General features: G+C 40.7%; 27 protein-coding genes and 1 pseudogene. 7 read left to right on the top strand and 21 right to left on the bottom strand.

Annotated elements, in window-relative coordinates:
• Positions 1-16 precede the first annotated feature (16 nt).
• Positions 17-397: a Spx/MgsR family RNA polymerase-binding regulatory protein gene (locus AC3WLU_RS09855; protein ID WP_492597203.1), complete on the bottom strand. Its 381-nt coding sequence runs from the start codon at positions 395-397 to the stop codon at positions 17-19.
• A gap of 215 nt (positions 398-612) precedes the next feature.
• On the opposite strand from AC3WLU_RS09855, the gene AC3WLU_RS09850 reads away from it, so the two are divergent.
• On the top strand, positions 613-1314 hold the full coding sequence (locus AC3WLU_RS09850; RefSeq protein ID WP_492597202.1) for a helix-turn-helix transcriptional regulator: 702 nt from the start codon (positions 613-615) through the stop codon (positions 1312-1314).
• A gap of 85 nt (positions 1315-1399) precedes the next feature.
• The gene (locus AC3WLU_RS09845) at positions 1400-1642 is read left to right on the top strand and encodes a DUF2626 domain-containing protein (protein ID WP_034308393.1); all 243 of its coding nucleotides are present in this window, start codon (positions 1400-1402) and stop codon (positions 1640-1642) included.
• Between the two features lie 52 nt (positions 1643-1694).
• On the opposite strand, the gene AC3WLU_RS09840 is transcribed toward AC3WLU_RS09845, so the two are convergent.
• Entirely contained in the window at positions 1695-2816 is a 1122-nt protein-coding gene (locus AC3WLU_RS09840) for a class I SAM-dependent methyltransferase (RefSeq protein WP_492597201.1), read from the bottom strand.
• Between the two features lie 280 nt (positions 2817-3096).
• Positions 3097-3723 (bottom strand): MBL fold metallo-hydrolase, encoded by a 627-nt coding sequence (locus tag AC3WLU_RS09835; protein WP_057278817.1) that lies wholly within the window; start codon positions 3721-3723, stop codon positions 3097-3099.
• Positions 3724-3956: 233 nt separating this feature from the next.
• On the opposite strand from AC3WLU_RS09835, the gene AC3WLU_RS09830 reads away from it, so the two are divergent.
• Entirely contained in the window at positions 3957-4130 is a 174-nt protein-coding gene (locus AC3WLU_RS09830) for a DUF2759 domain-containing protein (RefSeq protein WP_034308396.1), read from the top strand.
• Between the two features lie 41 nt (positions 4131-4171).
• Here AC3WLU_RS09830 and AC3WLU_RS09825 read toward each other — a convergent pair whose 3' ends face one another.
• The 6 genes and pseudogenes from AC3WLU_RS09825 to AC3WLU_RS09800 all read right to left on the bottom strand — a co-directional run bounded on the left by AC3WLU_RS09825 (position 4172) and on the right by AC3WLU_RS09800 (position 10544).
• Positions 4172-5344: a YqgU-like beta propeller domain-containing protein gene (locus AC3WLU_RS09825; protein WP_098866517.1), complete on the bottom strand. Its 1173-nt coding sequence runs from the start codon at positions 5342-5344 to the stop codon at positions 4172-4174.
• 173 nt (positions 5345-5517) lie between these two features.
• Positions 5518-6684 (bottom strand): M14 family metallopeptidase, encoded by a 1167-nt coding sequence (locus tag AC3WLU_RS09820; RefSeq protein WP_492597200.1) that lies wholly within the window; start codon positions 6682-6684, stop codon positions 5518-5520.
• 185 nt (positions 6685-6869) lie between these two features.
• A pseudogene (locus AC3WLU_RS09815) lies at positions 6870-6989 on the bottom strand (transposase); the annotation flags it as partial.
• A 353-nt stretch (positions 6990-7342) separates the two neighbouring features.
• Positions 7343-9196, bottom strand: coding sequence for an LTA synthase family protein (locus tag AC3WLU_RS09810; RefSeq protein WP_492597199.1), 1854 nt, complete (start codon positions 9194-9196; stop codon positions 7343-7345).
• Positions 9197-9348: 152 nt separating this feature from the next.
• Positions 9349-10320 carry an ROK family glucokinase gene (locus AC3WLU_RS09805; protein WP_413011581.1) on the bottom strand — a complete coding sequence of 324 codons (972 nt, stop codon included), beginning with the start codon at positions 10318-10320 and terminating at the stop codon, positions 9349-9351.
• 14 nt (positions 10321-10334) lie between these two features.
• The gene (locus AC3WLU_RS09800) at positions 10335-10544 is read right to left on the bottom strand and encodes a YqgQ family protein (protein WP_034308407.1); all 210 of its coding nucleotides are present in this window, start codon (positions 10542-10544) and stop codon (positions 10335-10337) included.
• Positions 10545-10756: 212 nt separating this feature from the next.
• Between AC3WLU_RS09800 and AC3WLU_RS09795 the strand changes: the two genes are divergently transcribed.
• Entirely contained in the window at positions 10757-11614 is an 858-nt protein-coding gene (locus tag AC3WLU_RS09795) for a hypothetical protein (RefSeq protein ID WP_034308408.1), read from the top strand.
• Here AC3WLU_RS09795 and AC3WLU_RS09790 read toward each other — a convergent pair.
• The 5 genes from AC3WLU_RS09790 to AC3WLU_RS09770 form a co-directional block, all read right to left on the bottom strand.
• Positions 11609-13147, bottom strand: a complete 1539-nt coding sequence (locus tag AC3WLU_RS09790; protein ID WP_492597198.1) for a rhomboid family intramembrane serine protease — start codon at positions 13145-13147, stop codon at positions 11609-11611. The genes AC3WLU_RS09795 and AC3WLU_RS09790 overlap by 6 nt on opposite strands.
• Positions 13148-13312: 165 nt before the next feature.
• Positions 13313-13501, bottom strand: coding sequence for a protein YqgO (yqgO, locus tag AC3WLU_RS09785; RefSeq protein ID WP_034308414.1), 189 nt, complete (start codon positions 13499-13501; stop codon positions 13313-13315).
• Between the two features lie 76 nt (positions 13502-13577).
• Positions 13578-14150, bottom strand: coding sequence for a 5-formyltetrahydrofolate cyclo-ligase (locus AC3WLU_RS09780; protein WP_400448321.1), 573 nt, complete (start codon positions 14148-14150; stop codon positions 13578-13580).
• Positions 14151-14332: 182 nt separating this feature from the next.
• Positions 14333-14482 carry a 50S ribosomal protein L33 gene (rpmG, locus tag AC3WLU_RS09775; protein ID WP_028391797.1) on the bottom strand — a complete coding sequence of 50 codons (150 nt, stop codon included), beginning with the start codon at positions 14480-14482 and terminating at the stop codon, positions 14333-14335.
• A gap of 117 nt (positions 14483-14599) precedes the next feature.
• Entirely contained in the window at positions 14600-15208 is a 609-nt protein-coding gene (locus tag AC3WLU_RS09770) for a hypothetical protein (protein ID WP_057278825.1), read from the bottom strand.
• A gap of 733 nt (positions 15209-15941) precedes the next feature.
• Between AC3WLU_RS09770 and AC3WLU_RS09765 the strand changes: the two genes are divergently transcribed.
• Together AC3WLU_RS09765 and AC3WLU_RS09760 are read left to right on the top strand one after the other, a co-directional pair.
• Positions 15942-16217, top strand: a complete 276-nt coding sequence (locus AC3WLU_RS09765) for a hypothetical protein (protein WP_492597197.1) — start codon at positions 15942-15944, stop codon at positions 16215-16217.
• 2 nt (positions 16218-16219) lie between these two features.
• Positions 16220-16384, top strand: a complete 165-nt coding sequence (locus AC3WLU_RS09760; RefSeq protein WP_440438890.1) for a hypothetical protein — start codon at positions 16220-16222, stop codon at positions 16382-16384.
• 163 nt (positions 16385-16547) lie between these two features.
• On the opposite strand, the gene phoU is transcribed toward AC3WLU_RS09760, so the two are convergent.
• The 7 genes from phoU to AC3WLU_RS09725 form a co-directional block, all read right to left on the bottom strand.
• Positions 16548-17201 carry a phosphate signaling complex protein PhoU gene (gene phoU, locus AC3WLU_RS09755; RefSeq protein WP_492597196.1) on the bottom strand — a complete coding sequence of 218 codons (654 nt, stop codon included), beginning with the start codon at positions 17199-17201 and terminating at the stop codon, positions 16548-16550.
• A 19-nt stretch (positions 17202-17220) separates the two neighbouring features.
• Positions 17221-18048 (bottom strand): phosphate ABC transporter ATP-binding protein PstB, encoded by an 828-nt coding sequence (gene pstB / locus AC3WLU_RS09750; RefSeq protein ID WP_082609445.1) that lies wholly within the window; start codon positions 18046-18048, stop codon positions 17221-17223.
• A 15-nt stretch (positions 18049-18063) separates the two neighbouring features.
• Positions 18064-18942 (bottom strand): phosphate ABC transporter permease PstA, encoded by an 879-nt coding sequence (gene pstA, locus AC3WLU_RS09745; protein ID WP_034308427.1) that lies wholly within the window; start codon positions 18940-18942, stop codon positions 18064-18066.
• A gap of 3 nt (positions 18943-18945) precedes the next feature.
• A complete protein-coding gene (gene pstC / locus AC3WLU_RS09740; protein ID WP_063577668.1) occupies positions 18946-19845 on the bottom strand; it encodes a phosphate ABC transporter permease subunit PstC in 900 nt (299 codons plus the stop codon).
• A gap of 138 nt (positions 19846-19983) precedes the next feature.
• A complete protein-coding gene (locus tag AC3WLU_RS09735; protein WP_492597195.1) occupies positions 19984-20949 on the bottom strand; it encodes a PstS family phosphate ABC transporter substrate-binding protein in 966 nt (321 codons plus the stop codon).
• Positions 20950-21158: 209 nt separating this feature from the next.
• On the bottom strand, positions 21159-23327 hold the full coding sequence (locus AC3WLU_RS09730) for a peptidoglycan D,D-transpeptidase FtsI family protein (protein WP_492597194.1): 2169 nt from the start codon (positions 23325-23327) through the stop codon (positions 21159-21161).
• 193 nt (positions 23328-23520) lie between these two features.
• Complete coding sequence (locus AC3WLU_RS09725) at positions 23521-24741, bottom strand: MFS transporter (protein ID WP_063575671.1); 1221 nt, start codon at positions 24739-24741, stop codon at positions 23521-23523.
• 84 nt (positions 24742-24825) lie between these two features.
• Here AC3WLU_RS09725 and AC3WLU_RS09720 point away from each other — a divergent pair.
• Positions 24826-25008, top strand: a 183-nt coding sequence (locus AC3WLU_RS09720; RefSeq protein WP_492597193.1) for a hypothetical protein, incomplete at its 3' end; no start/stop codon positions are given.

The following is a 25008-nucleotide window of genomic DNA, read 5'->3' as shown; positions in this document are numbered from 1 at the left end:
AACTTCGAGAATCATCTCACATGCTTATTTTCAAATCAAGTCTCCGGGAAACCAAATTTCTTAATGCATCTACATTATGGCCAATCACCAGTTTTTCCCCGTCTATGAGAATGGGCCTTCTTAATAACTTCGGTTCTTTTGTTAATAATTGGATGACATCAGAAAGCATCATTTCGTCAATATTAACTTGTAAGTCTTTGTAAGCTTCACTTCTTGTCGCCAAGACTTCATCAAGTCCCTCCGATGTCAATTCAAGAATTTTTTTTAACTCCGCTACAGTTGGAGTCTCTCTGAATAAATGTCGCTCATCGAAGGAAACTTGATTGGCGCTTAACCATTTTTTTGTTTTGCGGCAAGATGTACAGCTTGGATACGAAAAGAAAGTTAACTGTGCCATACTAATCACTCCCCGTTCACATTTTGTATACATTTATAGTTTATACAATTATTGTACAATGTTTGTATAATTAATGTATACATATTTGCTTTATAAAACCGTTTTAAATGTGAACGTTTTTTAAACTAAAGAGTGTTTGCCCTTTCCCTTATTCCATTTTTTTCTGCCTGCATTATAATGGACATAGGTAAACTATGGAATAGCAGGAGGGTGTAATGGAACAAACGTTAAAAATAACAAACGTGTTAGCTGATCCCACCAGATATTATATATATCAGCATATAGTGAACAACCATGGTGATGTATCGGTACAGGAAATCGCCGATTCATTCAACATCCATCCAAATGTTGCCCGTCTACATTTGTCAAAACTTGAGGATATCGATATGTTGACCTCGATTTCCCGAAAGACCGGGAAAGGCGGCCGCCCAAGCAGACTTTATCGATTATCTGACAAAGTCATACAGCTTCATTTTCCATATAGGAACTATCAGCTGCTTGCAAAGATTGCCGTCCAGTCGATGATGACATTAGGGGAACAAGGAAAACAGGCTCTTTATGCAACGGGAAAAGTATTCGGGGAGGAATTGATCAATCAGCAACTTGCCCTGAACTCGACATCGATCGATCGGCTTGCTTTTGCGGAAAAAGTCAACATGCTTAAAAATGCAGCTACCATTGCAGGGTTATCTCCTGAAATACAAGCAAGCGAAGAAGAAAATAAAATATCCTTCCGTATCTTCAATTGCCCGTTTAAGGAAGTTACTGAAGTCGAGCCAGGAACAATCTGTTCCATGCATAATTCATTTTTAAAAGGTATTTTCGAAGCCTTGTTTGAGAATGTCACTATTGTGGAAATAGAAAATATGATGTCCAATTGTGCAGCATGCTCATACCAGGCTTCGGTTCTCACATAGAAACAAAAGGCATCCTTTACATTACCTTACAATTTCATTTATAATTATTTAGAATGTACACGACTAGACATAAGGAGGGATTCGGATGGAACGCATGTTCAGAGTATGTGGATTTTGGACAGGAATTATGGCCATTTTCTTTTATCTTGGCCATATGCATCAAACGTCTTTGCTTTTCTTTGCACAAACGATCTTTTTTGTACTTTTAAGTTATTTGAAATTATCCGAGCGCATGTATATCTATGTTTTCGGCGCCTATCTTACCGTTTTCTTTGCAGGATTTTCCTACTGGAGCGTATTTATGATGACTCCGGGTGCTGCTCATTAAGAACAAGCAATATTACATAACCCATGAATTTGGATTCATGGGTTTTTACTTGTCACCATTCAGGAAAGATCCTTACACCATCTGCTAAATTCTTCGATTGAAGCAACACTTTGAAATGTTCACTAAATCCCCCAGGAACGATCAGCCCCCGGATTGCCCGATTACGCTTTGCCGTTTTCGAGAATGGATCAGTTCCTTGATGGTCCTTCAATTCCTCTAGTATCCCTGCTTTAAGCAAGAATTCATTTTGAAGAAAAAGCCCTCGATTGGAAAGATCCTTTCTTTTTCCAATCTCGATTAATGTGTCAAAATGGATATGTGTCGTCAGATCCATATCACCAGGATACATAAGTGCATCTTTAATCATTTGATGCCGATAATAGCCCCTCAAGCTCCCTTGAAGATGAGCAGGCTCCTTCCATTCCCTATCGGTATAGCCATAATCAATTGTAAGGAGAATACCCATTTCGATACAGGAAACGATCTTTTCATATTCACGGATCATGTTTAGCGGAACTTCGTATCGTTGTTTTTCATTTAAGGTGATTTTTCGTTCAGTAAGGTAAGAAAGAATGTCAGGGTTGTCCAAAGGTTCTCTCTCTTCTACCAAATCTCCTTCCTTTTCAGTGACGAATACCTCTACCAAGGCTCCCTTATACTTTTCAATGACATACACAGGCAACGCGTCGAAAAGTTCGTTTGAAAAGACGATTCCATTTACATTCGTCCATTTATCTAAACTGGCAGCAGAAACTGCCTGTTTGAATATCCCTAAACGTTCGTGCTGAATCTTTCTATGAAATGGACTGCCATCCACAAGAACATAAGTTAAAGAGTCCCATATCTCCGGTTCCGTTTCTTTTATGTAAACGAGGATGTCATACGCCAGTTTACCGTCGCCTGCGCCGACCTCGATGATTCTTGGTGAAACTCCGCATCTTTTTATCAAATATACGAACCATCTCGCCAGTGATCTCCCAAATGCATCCCCAACATTGCCGGACGTATAAAAATCCCCTCTTGGGCCAATCTTCTCTTTTGCGCGTGCATAGTAGCCTATTTTTGGCGTATATAAAACAGCATCCATATAGTCATTATAGGAGATTCTTTTTTGCGGGCTTCCTGCAATCAATTCCTTTAAATGATTTTTCAACACAACAGCCTCCATCTCCATGATTTTCCACCTAACATAGTAAATAAGTTTTTTTAACGACATTTATACATGAACACAAATTTAAAGTTCACAAAATGTTCAAATTTTTATCTCGCAGTTATAACAGTGCATCCACTGAATGAATTTAATAATAGGCATCTTACTTCAGAGGAGGTTCAAAAACATTGGGGTAGACCCTGTTTTTTTATATTCAGTATAGTTCCGGATTTGAACCATTTCAATATTTTTACATAATTAAGAACTTAAAAAACAGGTGCCATAGCGGCACCTGTATAAGTAATTATCTCAAAAAGGGATTGGTATTCTTTTCATCCAGAATCGTTGTGACAGGGCCATGACCTGGAAAAACGATAGCATCATCAGAAAGTGTCAGCAGCTTCGTTTCAATGCTATTTAAGAGCACTGACTCGCTTCCGCCTATTAAATCGGTTCTGCCAACGCTTCCTTGGAACAAAACGTCCCCAGAAAAGAGGAGACGTTCGTCCTTCACATAATACGAAACGCTCCCTGGTGAGTGTCCAGGGGTTTCGAATACTTCGAAAGTGAATCCTCCAATCGTAAGCTCTTGCTCATTTGCCAAGATGTGATCGGCAGGCTTCATTCGCATTGGATTTTCAGGGAACCAGTTTTGAGAACCATTCAATGCTGGATCAAGTAGCCACTTGGCCTCTTTTTCATGAATATATGCAGGGATTCCATAATGATCCCGAATAGCATCCAGAGCACCGATATGGTCAAAATGTGCATGTGTCAATAAAATCGCTAAAGGCTTTAAATTTTTTGTTTGTATGTACTGTATGATTTTCTGTGGCTCTTCACCCGGATCGAAAATGATGCAATCCTGTCCATCGGAAACTACATAACAATTCGTTTGCAGCGGGCCTAGAGGAATTTGTGTCCATTTCATTTCCATCAACTCCAATATGATTTTCTATCTTTATCTTACACTAATTAAGCTGCTAATGTTAATCCAGTTTACTCATGTCATAGAAGTGTCACCTATTAAGCCTCGACAAATAATTGAAAAAATATTAAGATATTAACAAATGCAATCTTTTCTACATATTTTTGGTAGTTGCTTTATTCTCTGGGTATATTATTAGGGATTAGGTATTCATTACGAAAAAAGGGGGTTTTGACATGATATTAATGGTTGTTTTCGGACTTGTGGCTATATTAGGAGTAGCAGCTGTGTTTACCTCATTAAAAAAGAGAAACTTCTTAGGATTCATTTTTGCAGCCGGCAGTGCAGTCGTGTTTGGCTGGTTCACTGTCATGACTGTCATCAACAGCGGTTTTCCTGTTGCCCATTGAAGAAAAAAGCTCGCCATCCGGCGAGCTTTTGTTTTAGGTTATCATGTTTGTTTGAACAATCTTTGTATTTGATGGGTTTTCATATCAATGATTTTCTCAAATTGATATCCATATAAGCAGAAGTTGCCATCAAGCGAACAGCTTAATGGTTCATTTTCCATGTCCTTCATCAATTCTTCTTGTGTGCCTTTTTCCCAATTAAATTTAGTTAAGGTAAACCTTCCCTCATATTGGTCCGCATCTTTTGATTCATTAGGAATAAACGTTATGAATTCCTTGTTTTTTTCAATGAAATCATAGGATGGAATGACCCAATCTGAAAAGCTTTTCAATAGTGGCACGGAAAAAGAGTGGATCGGCTTGTTTGTTGGATCATAAAATGCATATGTACCCCGATCTTGTTTTTCTGTCTCCACTTGAATCGTCATCAGCGCTTGCTTCATTTTTTTAAAGTGAATGACATCGAGCATAAGGCTGTCTGCCCCATCCCCATGCAGCGCTTTTCTTTCTAGGGGAGCCGTCAAAGCAGGTTCTTCTTTGTCCCAATCCAAAAACATCAAGTCATTTTCACTTGCCCATTGAGCAAAGGGCTGTGGAAAGTCCAGGGTTTCCAAAGTTTGTTCATCTGGATTCAATACATAACTGCTGTATGTCCAATCTTCATAAAAGCTCGATACAAACAACCGGCCATCTTTAAATGAATTCCACTCATAAGCTAATTCATAGGCTGGGATTGCCACGGAATACAATGGATTCCCCGTTTTATCGAGTATTGTGATTGATGCTTTATCCGAAGAGGTAAAGGACGACAACAAAATATGCGTACCAGACGGACTGATCGATACTTCAGAAAACGCAAAAGCCGGCTGATAGAAAACGGAAGTTTCATTCGTTTCCAAATTCCATGCCATCAACTGGGATAATTCATTACCATCCCGCTTCACAGAATATAAAATGGTTTTTGAATCCAGCCATCCAAAAATGGCTTCGATTTTTTCCGTTTCTGCGGTCGGGACCTTTAAATTGCTTACTGAAGTTTCCTGGTTAGATTGGGAGTGTTCTTTTTCCGTATCATTTACGGGTTTACTAAGGTCCTTGGAAGGCTCACAAGCCGAGATAAGAAGGATAGTGGAGATAAATAATGGGACGAAACACAACATCTTACAAATGGAAAGCCGCATACAAAGTGCTGCTTTGGATACTTTAATCTCCACACACCTCCCACTTCAAAACTAAAACGCCTGGCATATGTGAGCGAGACATTAGAAAGAGAGTAAGGATTAACCAATCGAGTCCTTACTCTCTTTCATTATAAAGTAAAAAAGAGAAAATGTGGCGGATAATGATCTTATATTTTTTTGGAAGTATATTCCTTAGGGGGAATGCATCACATATATAGGCCTGCCATCAAAATCTTGACGGAATCTTCATATATACCAGGCAAATGGGATAGCGGAAGCGGATTGATGCCCTTTCCCAGTTCGATTGTGAATCCCTCGCGTTTGAATTCCTGAATGAACCAATCTTTAAACCCAGCATGGCTGTCAACGTATTTTACGGCCCGATATCCGCTGCGCTCCTCAAACTCCCTCGCAACATTCGCTGCCTGTTCAGGTTCATGTCCCTCATATCCCCAATAGAATTCTTTTCCCTGGGTGTGAAGTGCAAGCACTCTTTCAAAATTCCGTCTTATTGCCAGCTCCTTCATGGCCAATGCTTCTGGTTCTGATAACGCGGTTTCTCCTGGAAAATCCCTCGGTGCAGGGGCTTTTGGAATCTTTCTGCGCTTTTCAACCTCCCAGTTAGCAGGATATTGGTTATTCAGGTCTACACCGCGTATATTGGCTTTCCAAGCATAAAAGGCAGGATTGCCATTATTTATTTTTAAAACATCAACCTTCCCCTCTGCCGCCTCCTCCCCCTTTAGGACAAGGTCGACTCCATCCGGATTCACCATTGGAACGATCGAAATGGACATATCCCGGTAGTACGGCATACAGTCCATTCCGCAAAGTGTACGATCATTCGTTACTGCCAGCAGAAAATCATTCAGCCATTTCATCAAAACAGCCGTAGTGATCCATTCATTAGCGTGGAATGAACCGTTATAATGTATGATCTTTTCACCTTGACCGATTCTTACCTCAAGGAGTTCTTTTCCCAGCACACTCTTTCCGACCGATTCAACCTTAATAAAGGGGTAATGACAAGATAGAACATCAAGATCGTCAAGAAGTGATTGATATTCGTAGGGCTTGTCGGTGACTATCACGGGATTCATCACCCGGACGGGTACCGAAAAAGGCTTTTGTCCATCTTGATTCAATAATACTATCCCATCGATTGGCAGGTGATATTGTAAAGCGATTTCAGCAAAATCGATATCTAACCGGGACTCTTGCTGAACAATGTATCCAGGTATCTGTACTTCGATGCCATTTGGCAAAACTCCGCCAGTAATGGCCGGATTGGCATCCTCAATCAAAACCCGGGGAATTTGGAACAATTGACTGTAATATGCCAAATCATCCCCGCTTCTGCTCACAACTTTCATTCAGCCTCCGCCCCTTTCATTGTTTTATCTTTATGAAGGGAAAAACAGAAAGATGTTCAGGAAGTCTCTTGTTTCATAATTGTAAGGGGTACTGATTTCCCTGAAAAAGCGAAAAAACCTGGATTGCGCCAGGTTTCAGGTTGTAGACAAAAGGTTAAGAGATTTGGGCTCTTAGAGCCACTATGTTATGCCATTGTAGGACCTTGCCATGTCCACGTGGCCATCTTCTTTAAATTAATGGCAGCGAAAGTAAGCATCACTTGCAACGATAATTTTTTAAGTCCCCTTAAAGTGGTCCAACGCAAAGTTGAGAAATGAAGGTATTTTATCATGAAAACCATAGCCTAAGAACCAACGTTAAGCCATATTTGTTTCCGTTTTAAAACAAAAAAGTCTGTAGGCAAAAGAAGTTCTATCCAGATTTTTAAACATAGTTGATTGGAACGGAGGGTGCGAGATTCCTGCGGGAATAGCGAGTCCAAGGGAGACCCCACAGGCGCAAGGTGCGCCGAGGAGGCTCCCGGACCGCCCGCGGAAAGCGAGTGCCTGAAGTGGAAATCAACGTCCAAATTTGTACAAGCAAAAAAACTGTAGACAAACTCGATTTTCATCAAGTTTGTCTACAGTCTGAAACCTGGATTGCGCCAGGTTTCCTTTTTCAAGGCTGCTCATAAAATCGGAGCAAATCCCCGTAAATGATTTTGTCGGAGTAATCAAGCTCCTGCTTTGCCTTTTCCAAATACTTCTCACATGAATCCTTTGCAGTCGCCGCGCCGGTGTTTTTATCATAGCAGGTATCCATCGTATAGAGGTAATCCTTCGTGATGAAACTGCTATCGCGAAGAACCGTGAACTCTAATTTCTCTTCGGAAAATAGATCTTTGCCGAATTCAATATAATCATCATTTTCAATTCCCAATAAATGAAGGAGAGTCGGCCTTACATCAATTTGGCCGGAAACGGTGGAAATCGTTTTTCCCTTCTGCCCGGGGACATGTATGATGAGCGGGACACGCTGAAGCTGGATCGATTCGAAAGGCGTAATTTCCTTCCCAAGGAACTGGCTCATGGCAGAGTTGTGATTTTCAGAAATTCCATAATGGTCTCCGTATAGAACAATGATGGAATCCTCATATAATCCATTACGTTTCAAATCGCCGATAAACTGTTTCAAGGATTCGTCGGTATAACGTACGGTCGGAAAATACTGATTCAATGTTTTGGAATTCGAATCGTAAGGTTCCAATGTCCGGTCTTCTTCATTCAAAGTGAATGGAAAATGATTGGTTAACGTTATGAACTTGGCATAAAAAGGCTCAGGCATCCTCTTCAAGTGAGAAATTGATTGCTTGAAGAACGATTTATCATTCAAACCCCAATTGATGGAATTCCCTTCAGACACTTTGTATTCATTACTATCATAAAACCGTTGGTACCCAAGAGAATCGTACATTATATCACGATTCCAAAAGCTTTTATTATTGGCATGCAAGGAAGCCGTATAGTACCCTTTTTCCGTTAAGATTTCAGGTGTGGCTTTGTATTCATTTTGGGCATGAGTGAAAAATACTGCACCTCTACCTAAAGGATAGAGGGAATTCTCAATAATGAATTCTGAATCGGATGTTTTTCCCTGGCCGGTTTGGTGATAAAAGTTATTGAAATAATAGCTATCTTTAATGAATTGGTTCAGAAAAGGAGTGATTTCTTCCCCGTTGACAGTTTTATTGATGACAAAGCTTTGAGTGGATTCCAATGATATAAGAATCACATTTTTGCCTTTTGCCAGCCCATAAAGTTCATCATTAACTTCTTTTTGATTGGCACGGACATAATTTTCAATTTCCGACAATTCACTGCCATCGGCAAGTGCACGTTGAGCTGATGATTTCGTCTGTAATATAGCATCATAGAGGTGATAATGGTACGTACCGATATTCTTAACGAGGATTTCGCGGTCAAACGTTCTTGTCAGGAGTTCAGGACGCGCCGCTTCCGCTAAAGCTAAGTTAAAAAATGTCACTCCTAAAGCCATTAACAAATAGAATTTACGGTCCTGGGGATTGTAACGACTTTCATGGAATGTTTTTGGTTTGTATTTCAGCAGAAGCATCAAGCACAGAATATCGGCAAAATACAATAGATCACTCGGATTGATCAATTCATGTACACTGCTTCCAAGGTCGTTCATATTGCTCGTTTGAAAAAGAACGGGAATGGTTAAAAAATCATTGAAAAAGCGAAAAAAAACAAGATTGGCAAAGAGGACGAAGGTGATGAAAAAACTCATGATCAATAAGTATGCAGTCCGTCTATTTTCTTTTAAAAATAGATTCACGCCAAGTGTAAGTAAAAGGAAACTGACAGGATTGATGAATAGTATGAACTCCTGGATCCAATTATCAATATCTATCTCAAAACTTGTTTTATAGGCGATATATGTTTTAAGCCAAAGTGAAATCAATACGACCCAAAACAATGAATATCCCTGTTTTTTGAAGACCCTTTTCAATCCTGGTCCCTCCTCATCGAAGAAGCGCTGGATCTGCGATCCAGAGCGCTTCAATAATGGGTCATGGTTCTCCCCCTCAAAAAGGGGGAACTATCTTTGAAGATTCCATCTTTTTTTCTTATAACCCCAGATTGCCAGAGGGCAGCATGGAATCACGTATTCATTTGGCTTTTAATGAGCCATGCAGCACCTATTACCCCTGCATCATTGCCTAGGGTGGCCAGGCTGATTTTCGTTGATTTACTAACCCGTTTGAATGCATACTTTCCGAATGCAGAACGGACAGTATCAAGCAAAATGTCTCCCGCTTGTGAAACGCCGCCGCCAATGACGATTTTATCTGGATTCATGACATTCCCAACATGTGATAGTGCCAGCCCCAAGTAATTGCCTACCTTATCCACCACAGCTTTGGACAAGGGATCACCTGCTTCGGCGCATTGGAATAACAGTTTGGAAGTAACCGTATTCCCCTCTTCTACTTTCTGCTGAAGCAATGACTTTTCATCGGCGGCATTCAAGGCTTCTAAAGCCATACGGACGATTCCCGTTGCCGAAGCAACCGTTTCCAAACAACCAGTCTTGCCGCAATTGCATGGTGCCCCTCCGTCCGTTACGACCGTTATATGGCCTACTTCCCCAGCAGCTCCACTGGTACCATGGACGATTTGGCCATTATGGATGATTCCGCCTCCTACACCCGTTCCCAAAGTGACACAAACGAGGTCTTTGGCTCCATTACCGGCACCTTTCCACATTTCTCCCAAAGCTGCCATATTGGCATCATTATCGATCACAGCTGGAAGCGCTGTCTCCACCTCCAATAAATCTTTTAAAGGATAGTCCTTCCAGCCAAGATTGACTGCTTCATATATGGAACCGTTAACAAATTTCACAGGACCGGGAGCACCCATTCCTATCCCAACTATCTTACTCTTCGGTTCATTAAGTTCCACGAGCTTCGCATCAATTGCTTTGGCTATGTTAATCGTAATGTATTTTCCCTTTTCGGAGATGTCCGTGCTGATTTCCCATTTATGAATGATTTCTCCGTACAAATTGATTAAAGCCAGTTTGGTAGTTGTACCGCCTAAATCCACACCCATCAGCCACTTTTCCATCATTCTCACCTTTTTTATCAATTTTTTTTCTGTTTTTCCCTTTCAAGAGACGATTGCTGCCTGATTAAAAGAATCGCCATTTGATAATCTTTCGTATCCATCATCTGCATACGGTGGAGTTCCCTTATTTCGGCCTCCATCAGTTCAAGCTCGGCTAAGCGATCGCCAATATAGATAAATGTACCAAATCTTTTTAAGTATTGTTGAAGATCATAATATGTTTTCATAGTAAACCTCTTTACTCTTTTCTTTAGGAAAGTATATCGAATCAGCACCTTTGTAACAAGCGCCCATTTCCTCTTTTGATAATTTCCCCATCCCCCTCATACATGTCCAACTGTATTCATATGATGAAATATCAAGAATGTGGACTCCTTTGATTGATTTAACAGCTTAATGTTTTTAAACCATTCATCACGCGTGAAAACGGAGGGGAAAAATGAAAGTACAATTGAAGTATACCGTCTTTTTGGTTTTAACCACCATTTTTGTCATCCTTTATTTATCAAATCATAAACGGACAGAGGAAACCATCATTTTTTTTCCCATCGATTCCTCGCTCCATTTTGAACATGCTTCCACCCATCTGACACCAAAGGGAACCGGGGATTCCACCTATACCATCACTTGGAGGGTGGATTCTACGTTGGACCAGCCTGCTTACTTACGTCAGGACGTATCGCTTTTATACAAAAATGGAAAATTGGCAGGGGCTTTAAAAAATTGGCGCCAAAATAAACAAGAACTCTCTCAAAAAGCGAAATATAAAGAATCCGAGAGTGGGCGTTATGAAGCTGTAACGTTTCATTATGCCGAGGTTCATCCAAGTGACACCATTTTCACCAGTGCCCAGCAGCTCAGTAAAGATAAACTCTATACAGTAACGACACCGGTTTTTCAATTTTTCCACCGCCCCCTTTCAGAAGAACAGATTCAGTGGAAAAAAACGCTGGACGGCTTGACAGATCAAACGGTTCGAAATGGTTTGGAGAAAGCCGGGCAAGCCTTTCAGGTCAATCTTGATCAGTACAAAATCATTTCTTTAACAGATCTGCCTTCAAAGAAAAATCAATGGCTTGCTGCCTTCCCCCAATTCAAACGGGAAGAAATTGTGGGAAAACTATGGGAAGGACTATACAAAAATTATGTGTTGGGAGTAAAAAAGGAGGATGGCTCCACTGTGAGTCCACAAGGTAGCACCATCCCCCTATTGCTTATGGCGAAGAATCAAAGGGAAATACTTGTCTTGTTTACCCTGAAAGACGGTACTCCAATCATGCTGCGTCAAGAGTTATAGTTGCTTTTCAATTTCTTCCAGTAGTTTAGTGTATGACTTATTATCCGGGGCAAGCTCAATAGCCTTATCAGCTTGCTCTTTAGCTTGGTCGAATGATTTGAGATTCATGTAGACCAAAGCAAGATTGTAATGGGCTTCATGCAAATCCGGGTTACTTTCAATCGCTTTTTCATAATAATCCTTTGCCTTGTATATGTCCTTTTTATCAAAAGATAAATTTCCGAGCATAAAGAGCGATAGCGGTGCATCAGGATTTGAATCCACATATTTGAATAGCATCTCTTCCGCCTTATCCTCTTCATCATCATCAATATACTTTTGGGCCATCATTGCCATGGTATTATCATCGATAGCTGCACTTTCCTGATGATTGAAACCAAATTGCAGCAGGGAATAGGTCAGTATTACCGTCCCGATCAGAAAAGCCAGCTGCCGAAGGATATTCTTGGATTTTGGCAGATGGACCACTCCAGCAGCCAAGAACCCACCGATTAAACCTCCGATATGCCCTGCATTGTCAATTCCCGAAACGCTGAAACCATATATTAAGTTAATGATGATCAACACGATCACCGATGAGCCCATCGAGCGCATGAATAATTTCGGATAGACGATGCCAAAGTACAAAAGTGCCCCAAAACAGCCAAAAATGGCTCCGCTCGCTCCTGCGGAAAGGTTCGGGGTCATGATGAAGCTGCCTAGAGTTCCAGCGAAACCAGCGAATATATAGATGAAAAGAAACCTGGCATTACCGTAAATCCTTTCAACTTCAGCACCAATCAAATACAGCGAAAATGTATTCATCAGTAAATGAATGAACCCAATATGGACGATCATCGGTGTAAAGAACCGCCACCATTCCCCTTGGATGATATAAGGGGAAAATTTAGCGCCAAACTCAATCAAAGTCTTGGAATTGGTGCTGCCCCCATTAAACTCCATCAAGATGAACACTGCTATTTGTACCGCCATGAATATATATGTAAAGAATGGCTTATTGGCATTTTGAAATACCTTCTGTTCGGCCTTAGCCTTTTTGACTGACTCGGAGATGGCGTTCTTCTTTACTTCAAGAACCTTTTCCTCATCTATTTCATTTTCCTCAAGAACTTGAATTGAAAGTGGTTTTTTCAAAACATGTTCAAGGTTTTGCAACGAATCATGAAAGTTCTCACAAGTTAGAAGGAACGTGTTGACATCCGTCTTTTTAAAGGAGGCCACCCGTGAACTAAAGTCATGATCATCGACCGGGGCGAATTTACTAACATAGATACTTAAAATGTTTATGGGCTTTTTGTATAATTTCCTTCTGATTCTTTCCCCATTCTGCAATGTTCGCTCGATATCGCGTTTCAGCCAATTAGCCCAATCCAAATCATGGCGGATGAGTCTTATGACTGGAAACTCCTTATTCTTATCGCTCTCAAGCCAAATCTCCTGATGGTTTTCCGTGACTGTGATCATTCGATAATCGTAATGGGCAGACAACTCCCTTATGGTTTCCCAAAAAAAATAATCCTCTTTAAATCCCAATGCCTTCCCCACTTTCCAATGAAACTTAAGCTTCTAAAATTCCTGTTCTTTAATTAAAACTATAGACGAAATCATGTAAAAAGTAAAAAAGGAGACTGTTTTCCCGCTCCTAAAAATAAAAAAAGGAACCCTAAGTCAGGTTCCCTTTTCAAGATGCCGGCATCCTCATTTGGTCTGAGTGAACATGCTCTGCATCATTTTATCCCTGAACATTGGCATATCCAAGGATTTAGTCACTAGAAATCTTCTCAGTATGCCGTTGGACAGCGCAACATTAATCAGGCGGTACCGGTTTTTGTAACCAGCATAAACAGCTAAACCAACCAAGAAGATTTGAATAATTAATCGAAGCATAACAATCCCTCCTATCAATAGTGTGATACAGGATAGGATTTTTATGAGCTAAAAGTGATAATTAATGAACTTCTTCTTAATGTGCGTACGTGCGTATAACCTTGGATGGGGTAATGAGTTTGCCCACCGCTAGATCATGTACCTCTATCGGGAGTTCATCCATTAATTGGAACTCGTATGTAAGGGCCAATGTATCTCCTCGGTAATTAGATAGGAAACGGTCATAATAACCCCCTCCAAAGCCTAGGCGATACCCTTCCTTGGTAAAAGCAAGTCCGGGTACGATCAATGCGTCTAATTCCTCTTTGCTGGCCTTGGCTGTTTCAGCCACTGGTTCCAGCAATCCATAATAAACAGACTCGAGCTGATTGAAGGACGAAATTTTTTTGAATTCCATTGTCTTTTTTTCGGGATCACATTTTGGTACAGCCACTACTTTTCCTTCGCCCCATGCTTGTTCGATGATCCGTACCGTTGGGACTTCAGGTGGAATGGAGATGGTGATGCCAATGGTATCAGCATTTTTCCATTCTTCCAAAGCGAATAAGTTTTCAGCGATTCTGGTGGATAGTTCTTCATGTTCCTCTTTAGTCAGCTGCATTAAACGGGACCTAACTTCTTGACGGAGCTTATTCTTGTTTTCTCTCATCTCTTCCGACTCCTTTAGTCTACTTCTATCATTATCTCATAATATTTGTCCATTTACGAAAATACGGTGTCGGAAATCGCTGAATCATTCGTGCATTCTGGTGAAAATATTCACTAAAGGAAAGAGAGAAAAGAGGGCCTTAAAAAAATGCATAAAAAAAACAACAGGAAAAATCCTGTTGCTTACTTTGTTTCACGGTGAGTCGTGCTGCGTTTTTCTCTTGAGCAGTATTTTTTAAGCTCAAGACGGTCTGGATTGTTACGTTTATTTTTTTTAGAAATATAGTTACGGTCTCCACATTCAGTGCAAGCTAATGTAATATTTACGCGCATTGTGTATTTCCCTCCAAACATATTGACATTTTCACATAGGACTTTTCTATAATATCATTATTCAATGCGAATTGCTAGTATGTTTTTCGGGAAATCCAACATTACTTTTTCGTATTCTTAATTGTTTACGTTTTGCATCGTCAGGAGGAGTTGATTATTTATAACTTTCGCTTCTTCTTTCGTATCAGCATGAATGACCCAAGCCACAGCTTCCACACATTCTTTCGGTAAGATTTCCGTTTCTAGCGTAAACACACTGGTAACTTCCCCTTTGGCGAGCGGTGAATAAGCCAGGAGACCTTCTTTCAATGATTTGAAGCATCCTTCTTGATAAAGGCTTCCCTTACCTTGGATGCAATATTGAGAGATGCTTTTCCCTTTCACCAATCCCCCCAATAAGGCAATCGATTGAGGGGCTACATGTAAAATCGCCCGTTCATTCGGGCTGTAAAAAGCCACCGCCTGCCTTTCGAAAGCGTTTTCATAGTGAAAAAACACTTTTGGCCGCTTGGTCTCGAATGAGGTATTCCTGATCGTGAACTTCGAAAAGGTCACCTGCCCTTGGGTATACGTCTGTGAAAGTGTCCGGATCTCTCCATTAGGATGACTCATCATATCCTCCTCAGGATACCAATCAAAACTCTCATCCATCCATAATCCAGCCTTTAATCCCTTACGAAATAATTCCTGGTTATCCTGTGGCATATACGCGGATAGCGAATTCATATAATCATCCCTTCCCCTTCTTTTATCTTTATATTACTTATCGTTAGGCGCTGACAGTGAAACTATCCACTTTAAATTCTGCACACCATTTTCTTATAGGATCATTGATTTTTAATAATTCAAAATATTTTGTTTTTTCGATTTATTCTATCTTTATGTTAGCACTGAATTGGCTGATGGACAATAAACACATTTTGTCGAATTTTATGTACGTTATCTTTCAAAGGTTTTTTTCCCATTTTCATGCCTAATTTTTTTCCATCAACGACGGTCACATCGCTTTTCGACAATATTTGAAAAAAAACAGACAATAAATGAAGTTTACTGCCTACTTCCGAAAATATAAAAATATGAAAATCCCCAATTTTTTTCGAATATGTTTAAACTATAAGTATATTGTCGAAAATTATCTTCTGAGGTGAAAACATGGAAACACTTATCGTCCTTCTCATCATTTCCTTTTTCGGTAAGGCTGTTTTCACATACTTTGTTGCTATTTACCAGGTAGTGAGTTGTGGTTGATTTCCCCTCCAGATGCTCGCTTTCCTTGGTGCGGGCGGTGAGCCTCCTCGGCGTAAACGCCTGTGGGGTCTCACCTGTCCCGCTGCTCCCGCAGGAGTCTCGCACTTCCGATCCAATCAACCTTAAATAGTTTCGTTTAAAAACAACAATCTTTACGAAAAGAGCCTTCGGTAAAGATAAAGTTGCCAAATTAGAAGAAGATTTAGAACAGATGACACTAACGTATATGCAGGATATCTACCAATTAAAGAAGAAGGTGAAGATTCTTGAAGAGGAATTCGTTATCCAGGACGACCCTGTTCCCTCTGTAAAGGATCAATCAACTGTCACTTCCAATGGTATCGAACCCATACATGAGATTCTAAAAAGCCAGGTTCTATCTTTATATAGTCAAGGTCTCACTTTGGACCAGATCGCTAGTCAATCCTCGTTAACGAAGGAACAAACCATTTCAGTGATTGAGCAGCAAAGATTGCGGGGTGAATGAACATGAATAAAGCAAGACTGCAAGGTCTTTCCGCCGGCATCATTTTTACAACAACAATCTTTGCTGCCTTTTATTATGGCACCGATAAGTTCGAAGGCACCACTCCCACTGCGGAGGAAGCTAAGGAATTGCTCGTAAAGAAGGGATTCGTCTTGAAGCTTACATGAATGACCGGGATTTCTCGAAAAAAATACAAATCGGCGAGTTTGTTGTTACGAATAATATGACATATAGACAATTGGCCAATACATTGACACATTAATGAATAAGAGAGACTTTTAAATGGACTATGTCCGAGAAAAAGCCTCTCTTTTTTCAATTAGGATAGGTTCATTCATTCCTGCTGATATATCTCCCTCTTACAAGGAAGTAAATATTCTCTGCGATATTCGTTGTATGGTCCGCTGTCCTTTCCAAATATCGAGCAATTAGGGAAAGCTGCGTAACCTGCTGAAGGTTTTTTTCATCTGAAAGGCGTAGGAGACTTCGAATCATTTCTCCATAAAAGCGATCAACCTCATCATCCATTTCAATGATTTCTCTTGAAAGAACAACATCTTCCTTCTCAAATGCTTCTATTGAAAGTTCAATCATCTTTAATGTAATATCATGCATCTGCTTTAATGGTGTTAATGGCAGAATAAATGGCTGGTCACCGATTCGGATCGCCGATTTGGCGATATTCACACCAAAGTCTGCCATCCTTTCTATATCCGAGGCGATTTTTATGGCAGCAATGATACGCCTTAAATCAATCGCAACCGGCTGTTGCTTAGCAATCAGTAAAATCGCAAAGTCATTTATTTCCTCTTCCAGTAAATCAGCTATTGTATCATCATCAATAACTTCAAGAGCCTCATCTACATTATTGCTTTCCAGTGCGGCATATGATTTTGATATGGCACCTGAAGCTAAATTAGCCAACTTCACGATTTTCTCTTGCAGCTCTTTCAATTGAAGCTCGAAATTTTCACGAACGATCATTATCGCATCTCCTTTTCTCTTAACCGAAACGTCCGGTAATGTAATCTTCTGTTCTTTTATCATTCGGATTAGAGAAGATGGTATTTGTATCAGAATATTCGATGACTTCCCCATTTAAGAAGAAGGCTGTTCTATCAGAGATCCGTGCTGCCTGCTGCATGTTATGAGTAACGATGATGATGCTGAAATCCTTTTTCAGTTCCTGGACCAATTCTTCTATTTTCAACGTTGATATCGGATCAAGGGCAGAAGTAGGTTCATCCATTAGAATGACATCTGGTTCGATTGCCAAACATCTGGCAATACAAAGGCGCTGTTGCTGTCCACCTGAAAGTCCATATGCATTTTCATGCAGACGGTCTTTCACTTCATCCCAAATCGCTGCCCCTTTTAAACTCTTTTCGACAATCTCATCAAGAATTTTTTTATTTTTAATTCCATGGATCTTTGGTCCATATACAACATTTTCATAAATGGATTTAGGAAAGGGATTAGGCTTTTGGAAGACCATCCCCACCTGTGTCCTTAAATCTTCCACCTTATAGGACTGATCGAGGATATTTCTGTTCCTATATTTAATCTGGCCTGTCGTTTTCACATCCGGAACTAGCTCAATCATTCGGTTCAATGTTTTGATGTATGTGGATTTCCCACATCCTGAAGGCCCGATAATGGCAGTCACTTCATTTTGGTGCATATCCAGGTTAATATTTTTTAAAGCATGGTTTTCTCCATACCATAAATTGAGATTTGACGTTTCATACACCTTTTCCGACAAGGCAGCTGATCCGACATTATCGATTTCGATAGCCGGTGACACTTTTTCTCTCGTTAAGGTCATATTCATGCTTCCTTCCTCCTATCAGTATCTTTTCTGGAATTTATTTCGAATTATAACGGCTATTGAATTCATGATTATTAACAGGATGAGTAAAACGATGATTCCCGCTGCAGCAACCTGCTGGAATTCCTCCTGCGGACGAGATGTCCAATTATAGATTTGCATTGGCAGCACTGTAAATGTATCCATGACCGTTTGAGGTAAGAAGGCGATGAACATTGGAATGCCAACCACCACCAATGGCGCCGTTTCACCGATTGCCCGTGACAAAGCAAGTATTCCTCCAGTTAAAATGCCAGGTATCGCAGCAGGCAGGACCACTTTCAAAATGGTTTGCCACTTTGTTGCACCCATTCCAAACGAAGCTTCCCTTAAATCACGAGGTACGGCACGTATGGCCTCCTGGGCAGCGACTATGATGACCGGGAGAACGAGGAGGCTCATGGTCAGGCCCGCTGCCAATATGGACCGGTCCAAGGCAAGAGCACGAACGAAAACCGTTAAGCCCAATAGTCCAAATACAATTGACGGGACACCTGCCAGATTGGAAATATTCACTTTGATAAAAGTGGTGATCCAATTCTTCCTCGCATATTCCTCTAAATAAATGGCCGTTCCAACACCGAGCAGCAGGGAAACCGGGGCCACCACTACCATCAACCATATTGAACCGATCAGCGCAGCCTTTATACCAGCCTCTTCAGGTTTCCTGGAAGCGAAATTCTGAAGGAAATCCCCATTCAGACTACCAATTCCTTGAGTGAATATCCGATAAAATAAGATGGCCAATACGAGGAGGCCAACCAATGTTGCCAAGAAGAATAATCCTTTACAAATCGTGTTAACAGCAAGCCTAGCAGGCATTTTTTTTGCAACATGACTTTTGTTTATCAGTTTCATGACTTAATATTCCTCCCTGAACTTGCGAGAGATGAACTGCGCCAGTAAATTCATGACAAGCGTAAAGACGAACAGTGTCATTCCAACCGCATATATGCTGTAGTAAATCGTTGTCCCATACCCTGCATCTCCCGAACTGACCTGAACGATATAAGCGGTCATCGTTTGAATCGATGAAGTGACATCCATGCTCATATTTGGGGTCGAGCCACCGGCAACACTCACAATCATGGTTTCCCCGATCGCTCTGGATAAAGCAAGAACGATGGATGCCACAATTCCAGAAATGGCTGCTGGCAATACCACTTTAATTGTCGTTTCAAGTTTCGTTGCTCCTAAAGCATACGCACCTTCGCGAATCGACTTCGGCACTGATACCAGGGCATCTTCCGACAAAGAAGCTATCATCGGCATGATCATGATACCTACGACGATTCCAGGACTCAGGGCATTGAACATGTCAAGGGAAGGAAATAAATCCCGCAAAACCGGTGTTACAAAAGTTAAGGCAAAAAAGCCATAAACGATAGTAGGAATCCCAGCTAAAACTTCTAAAATCGGCTTGATGATTCTCCGTGTTTTCTCTGATGCATATTCACTCAAGAAAATGGCTGTTGCAAGTCCTACTGGAACTGCAACCACCGCTGCTATGACTGTTATCTTCAACGTTCCAACAATAAGGGGCATAATCCCATAGGAAGGTGCAGATGCAAATGGCAGCCATTTAGCTTCCGTAAAAAATTCGACGATGGATACTCTGTCAAAAAAGATGAATGTTTCAAATATAAGGGTCAGGATGATCCCGATTGTAGTAAAAACGGAAATTGCCGCCGTAAGGAACAAAAGTTTAGGCATGACTTTTTCCAAATTGATTTTTTTCTTACTTTTCTTTTCCAGAATCATTTGCTGTACAGAATAGGTTTCTGTTTTTCTAAGTTCCAACTTGCATCCTCCATTTCAGACACGCAATATTTGGATTTACAAGCTGTTACCCCCGCCTCAATCGAGTCAAGGCGGGATTTCAATAGCCTGTAATATCGTTTATTTTTCCAATTCTTTTAATTTATCAAGATCTTTCTGGTACTCTTCTTCCGGCAGGCTGATATAACCCACTTCTTCTGCAAGCTCTCCTGCATTTTCAATGATGAATTGAGTATAATCTGCAACTTGTTCTTTTTCAGCTACCGACTTATTAGCTACATATGTGTAAAGTGGACGTGACAATGGTGCATACTCCCCACTTTTAATTGTTTCATGCGTTGGCTCTACAGCACCTTTGCCGTTGTCGATGGAAATGATCTTTAACTTATCTTTATTTTCAGAGTAGTAGGCATAACCGAAGAATCCAATCGCATTTTTATCGCCTTCTACACCTTGTACAAGAACGTTATCGTCTTCTGAAAGCGTAGCATTTTCCACCATTGGTTTTTCTTCAAGGATCACTTCATTGAAATAATCATATGTTCCAGAATCTGTTCCCGGAGAGTAGAATTTAATTTCTTCGTTCGGCCATTCAGGACGTATATCAGACCATTTCTTCACCTTTCCATTATCAATCCACAGTTTTTGAAGTTCTTCAACTGTTAGTGAATCGATGAAATCATTATCTTTATTGGCAACGATTGAAATACCGTCAAATGCCAGTTTCAATTCTGTATATTTAACACCCTTTTCATCAAGTAAGGCACTTTCTTCTTCTTTCACCGGGCGGGATGCATTGGCTAGGTCCGTATCACCAGCGATGAATTTCTTGAATCCCCCACCTGTTCCTGACGATCCCACTGAAACCTTCACATCAGGCTGTGTAGCCATATATTCTTCCGCAACTGCCTCCATGATCGGAAAGACCGTTGAAGAACCATCCGTAATAACTTCTCCCTTGAGTTGATCTGAAGCCGCTTCATTTCCTTTACCGCTGTTTGAAGTATCATTAGATCCACATCCAGCTGCCACTGCGATTACTCCACCCATTACTGCGGTCATAGCCATAAATTTGAAACGTCTCATTTGTAAATCCCCCTAAGAATTTTATATGAATATTTTGTCCTACTCCCACATCATACTTTCAGACTGTAAATTCCGTTTAAAGCATTTGTAAATATTGAGTAAATAATTGTGTGCTTATTGTAAAGATGTAAGAACAGTGCTGATCCCTTTCTTAAAATGCAAAAAAACACGTTTCCGGTTTTACCCAAAAACGTGTTTTTAACCTTTTATTATTCATTTTCCTGGCTTTTTCTAATTTCAGCCTGGTCCTTTTGAACGTCTTTACCATTCTCAACCTTCAAATCGGTCGAGGTTTCGGTATTTTCCTTCTTAGCCCGTTCTTTTTTCAGTTTGAAATAGGTATCCATAATTTCTTCACCTATCTCTTTACTCATGCTATGGCCTGAATGTCCTTGGTATGCCCACGGAACAACGACCGCAAAAGCGACCTCAGGATTTTTGGCTGGGGCATAGCCAACAAGCGTGATGTTCATCGTTTCTTGGGGCTCGCTATAATTCATCCGGTTCGGGCCGTCATAGAATGCTTCCGCCGTCCCGGTTTTAGCTGCCACTGTATACGGTTTATTCCCAAAATACTTATAAGCCGTTCCGCCTTGTTCCATCGCAACTTTATCGAAACCGCTCTGAACACGTTCAATCCACTCTTCCTTCATATCAAGACGATTAAGGACAGTCGGTGAAACGTCTTCGGCAACAGGTCCCAATTGCTCATTATTATCAACAGGATCACGGATTTCCTTAACCATATGCGGCTTCATGCGGTTACCGCCATTTGCGATGGCTGAAACATATTGCGCGAGCTGCATTGGAGTGTACGTATCATACTGTCCGATAGCAAGGTCAAGCAGCTTACCTGGAGATGTTTCGGAACCTTTGAACCCGCTCATTTCATTCGGGAGATCAATCCCTGTACGGACTCCCAAGCCAAACTGGGCAAATGAATTCCGCATGGTCGAAAAGGCGCTAGAACTAATATTCAATGGCTCATTCGGCACATAATGCGCACCTGCAATATTAATGGCCGTCCTGAACATATAAACGTTCGAAGATACTTTCAATGCTGTCAAATCATTTATGTTCCCGAAGTTGCTATATGAACCTTTGGGTTTTGTTCCCTTGATCTTGAGCTTTGTATCATAAAAGTACGTACCCGGCTGGATCGCACCTTGCTGATAACCGGTTAAAACGGTAGCACCTTTGACCGCAGAACCCATCGTATAGGAAGTCGTAATATTTCCTAATGCGAAGTCCTCAATCGAGGATTTCCCCGTTTTTGGGTCTTTCTCATATTTCTTGCCAGCCATCGTCAATACTTCTCCTGTATCGGGATCCATCATGACGACAAAGGCCCTGTCCAAGAATTTGGTGTTACCCATTTTTTTCTTGGCAATCAATTGCTTTTCAATGATTTCCTCTGTTGCAAGCTGTAAATCCATATCAACTGTCAATATAAGATCTTTTCCCCGTGAACCTTCGGTAACCACTTCGGAATCGACGACATTTCCTGATTTATCGGTCACATTCCTTACTTTCGCTTTCTGCCCTTGAAGGATATCTTCATATTGCGCCTCAATATAGCTCTTTCCTACACGGTCATTCCGGCTGTAATCACGCGCGAGGTAGTAGTTCAGGCTTTCACTAGGCAACCCTTCTTCGGATGAGGAAACTTTACCCAATACAGATTTAAGTGTTTTATTATATGTATAAAAACGATCCCAATCTGTAGATATATCGACCCCTGGGAGCGAATCAAGGTTTTCACTCACCTTGGCGAATTCTTCTTTTGTTACTTTCTTGTTTTTCACAATTTGCGGGGTAAGGGCATATCCGCTTGCAAATTCCCTGTAGATGGCAAGGACTTCCAGATCATTTTCCGAAAGCTTTGTTTCTTCATCAGTAATCCGATCAAGCTGAAGCTTATAAAGATCACTTTCTTCCATCTCGCCCTCTTCCACTTTTTTCCGTTCTTTATCCGTAATCTTTTTCTCGGCCAGCTTCGGATTCTTCAAAATCCAAAAATCCTTTTTATCGCGCTCAGTCACTTTGTTTGGTTCCTTTTCGATTAACTTCGCGAGTTTCTCAGCCGTTTCCACCATTTCTGTTTGTTTCGTACCTTGCTTTCGTGTATATGTAATTGCATCCAGTGGTTGGTTATCGACCATTAGTTTTAAATTACGGTCATACATTTTCCCACGGGGCACCGAATTATTCACGGTCACTTCCTCTGTTCTTTCAATCTCACGCCGGTAATCATCACCATAAACAATCTGTACAACACCCAAGCGTAAAATTAAAGCGGAAAACAAAACAAACACTAAAAAGAAAAGAATATTCAATCTGAAAGGCACATGCGTCTTTTTCTTTTTCTTTTTATTCACACTAAGCCACACATCCTTTTTACATAGTCATAATAGGTCCTATACCATTCTATAGAACATTTATATTTTTTTCTACCTTAGTGTTCTAGAAATATTAAACATCTAACGAACTTTACATAAAAAGTGACTTACGGCTCATATATCCTAAATCCGTAAGTCATGTATATTGAAAAAAGGCCTATAAGGCCTCTTTTCAATCTTGGTCAATGATATCGATTTTCCGTACAAACCAATATATCACAGTATGCCCTGCCCCGACGATTAACAGATAAACCGGCAGTAATTGCTTTAGGTCGAATAACATGACGGAAAGTATGAACCCTGATATGGATACAATCCTTCCAATATGAACGAACAATTCCCGGACAACGATATATTCAATCCTCATTTCCGCTGCTTTCCAAGCCCGGCCTATAATATCATAAGTCAGAGATATATATGGGACCAAAAGAATTGGATATGCGGTAGCGACAATTGCCCCATAAATGAGAAGCTTCCCGAATGTGATATCAAATGCAATCAATAAGACCCCTGCATACAACAGGATTCCTCCAATAAGTATCGCCTTTTTGCGCATCGGCTGTTTTATATATCGTGAAGCAAAAAAATACGCAACGAATGATATGGCCGAATTTAACAGACCATAGCTCCCTAAGGCAAGTTCACTATCCGTCTGAATGAAAACGGTAATCGAAATGATGAACATGAATGTGCCCTCTCGTATCCCTTGAAAAAAGTGAGCACGAGTGATCAAGAGCCAATTCCGATTATTTTTCCGTTCCTGCAATATCCTAAAGAAGCAGTACCTGCCATGAGCCGGACGTCTTTTTAACGAAAAACTAAGAAAAACCGCAATGGAAAACAATAGCAAAGACAGCCCGAATACAATGGAATATCCCGTGAATTTCTCAAGCCTCGAAATGATGAACCCTGAAAGAATCGGACCGACCATTCCCCCAATGGATGATAAAATCCCTAAAAATCCATTGAAGAAATCCCTGGTTTCCGGTTCAGTTATTTCAAAAGTCAAGACATTATAGGCAAGCCAATAAAACCCATAACCGATTCCTAACAGCCCACCAAGCAACCAAAGGAAATCCGTTGCCCGTGTGCCGACCAATAGGACAGATAAATAAAACAGGGCCAAAAAGATAACACCCAGACGCAAAACAATGATTCGGTCAACCTTTTTCGCGAGCCTGCCGGCAAAGACAAAAGTAAGAGGTTGAAAAAGCACCACGGTTAGATTATATACGGCAATATCAACAATTTGACCGGATTGTTTCCACAAGTACACATTAACGAATGTATTGGATAAAGCAATACTTAGGCTGTACAGCCCGCCAATAAACAAAAGGAGGTGCAAATCCTTCTTCCCGCCCGCTTCACCCAACCATCTCTCTAAAATACCCATTGTTTTAACTCTCCTTTAAATTCCACTCTAGTGTTTGAAAAAACAAAAGAATTTATGTAAAAAAAGGTAAAGAAAACTCTTCGATTGGCGAGCCAGGATGGCGATGACAGAGAAGTAGTTGCCCTTATACTGTTTTCCTTAAAAGCTCTCTCAAATAAAATTAAGAACAGTATAAAGAAAACTCTTCGACTGGCGAGCCAGGATGGCGATGACAAAGAAGTAGTTTCCCTTATACTGTTTCCCTTAAAAGCTCTCTCAAATAAAATC

The sequence above is a fragment of the Peribacillus sp. FW305-BF15 genome, from assembly GCF_058783805.1.
This window is presented reverse-complemented; position numbering and strand designations above follow the sequence as displayed.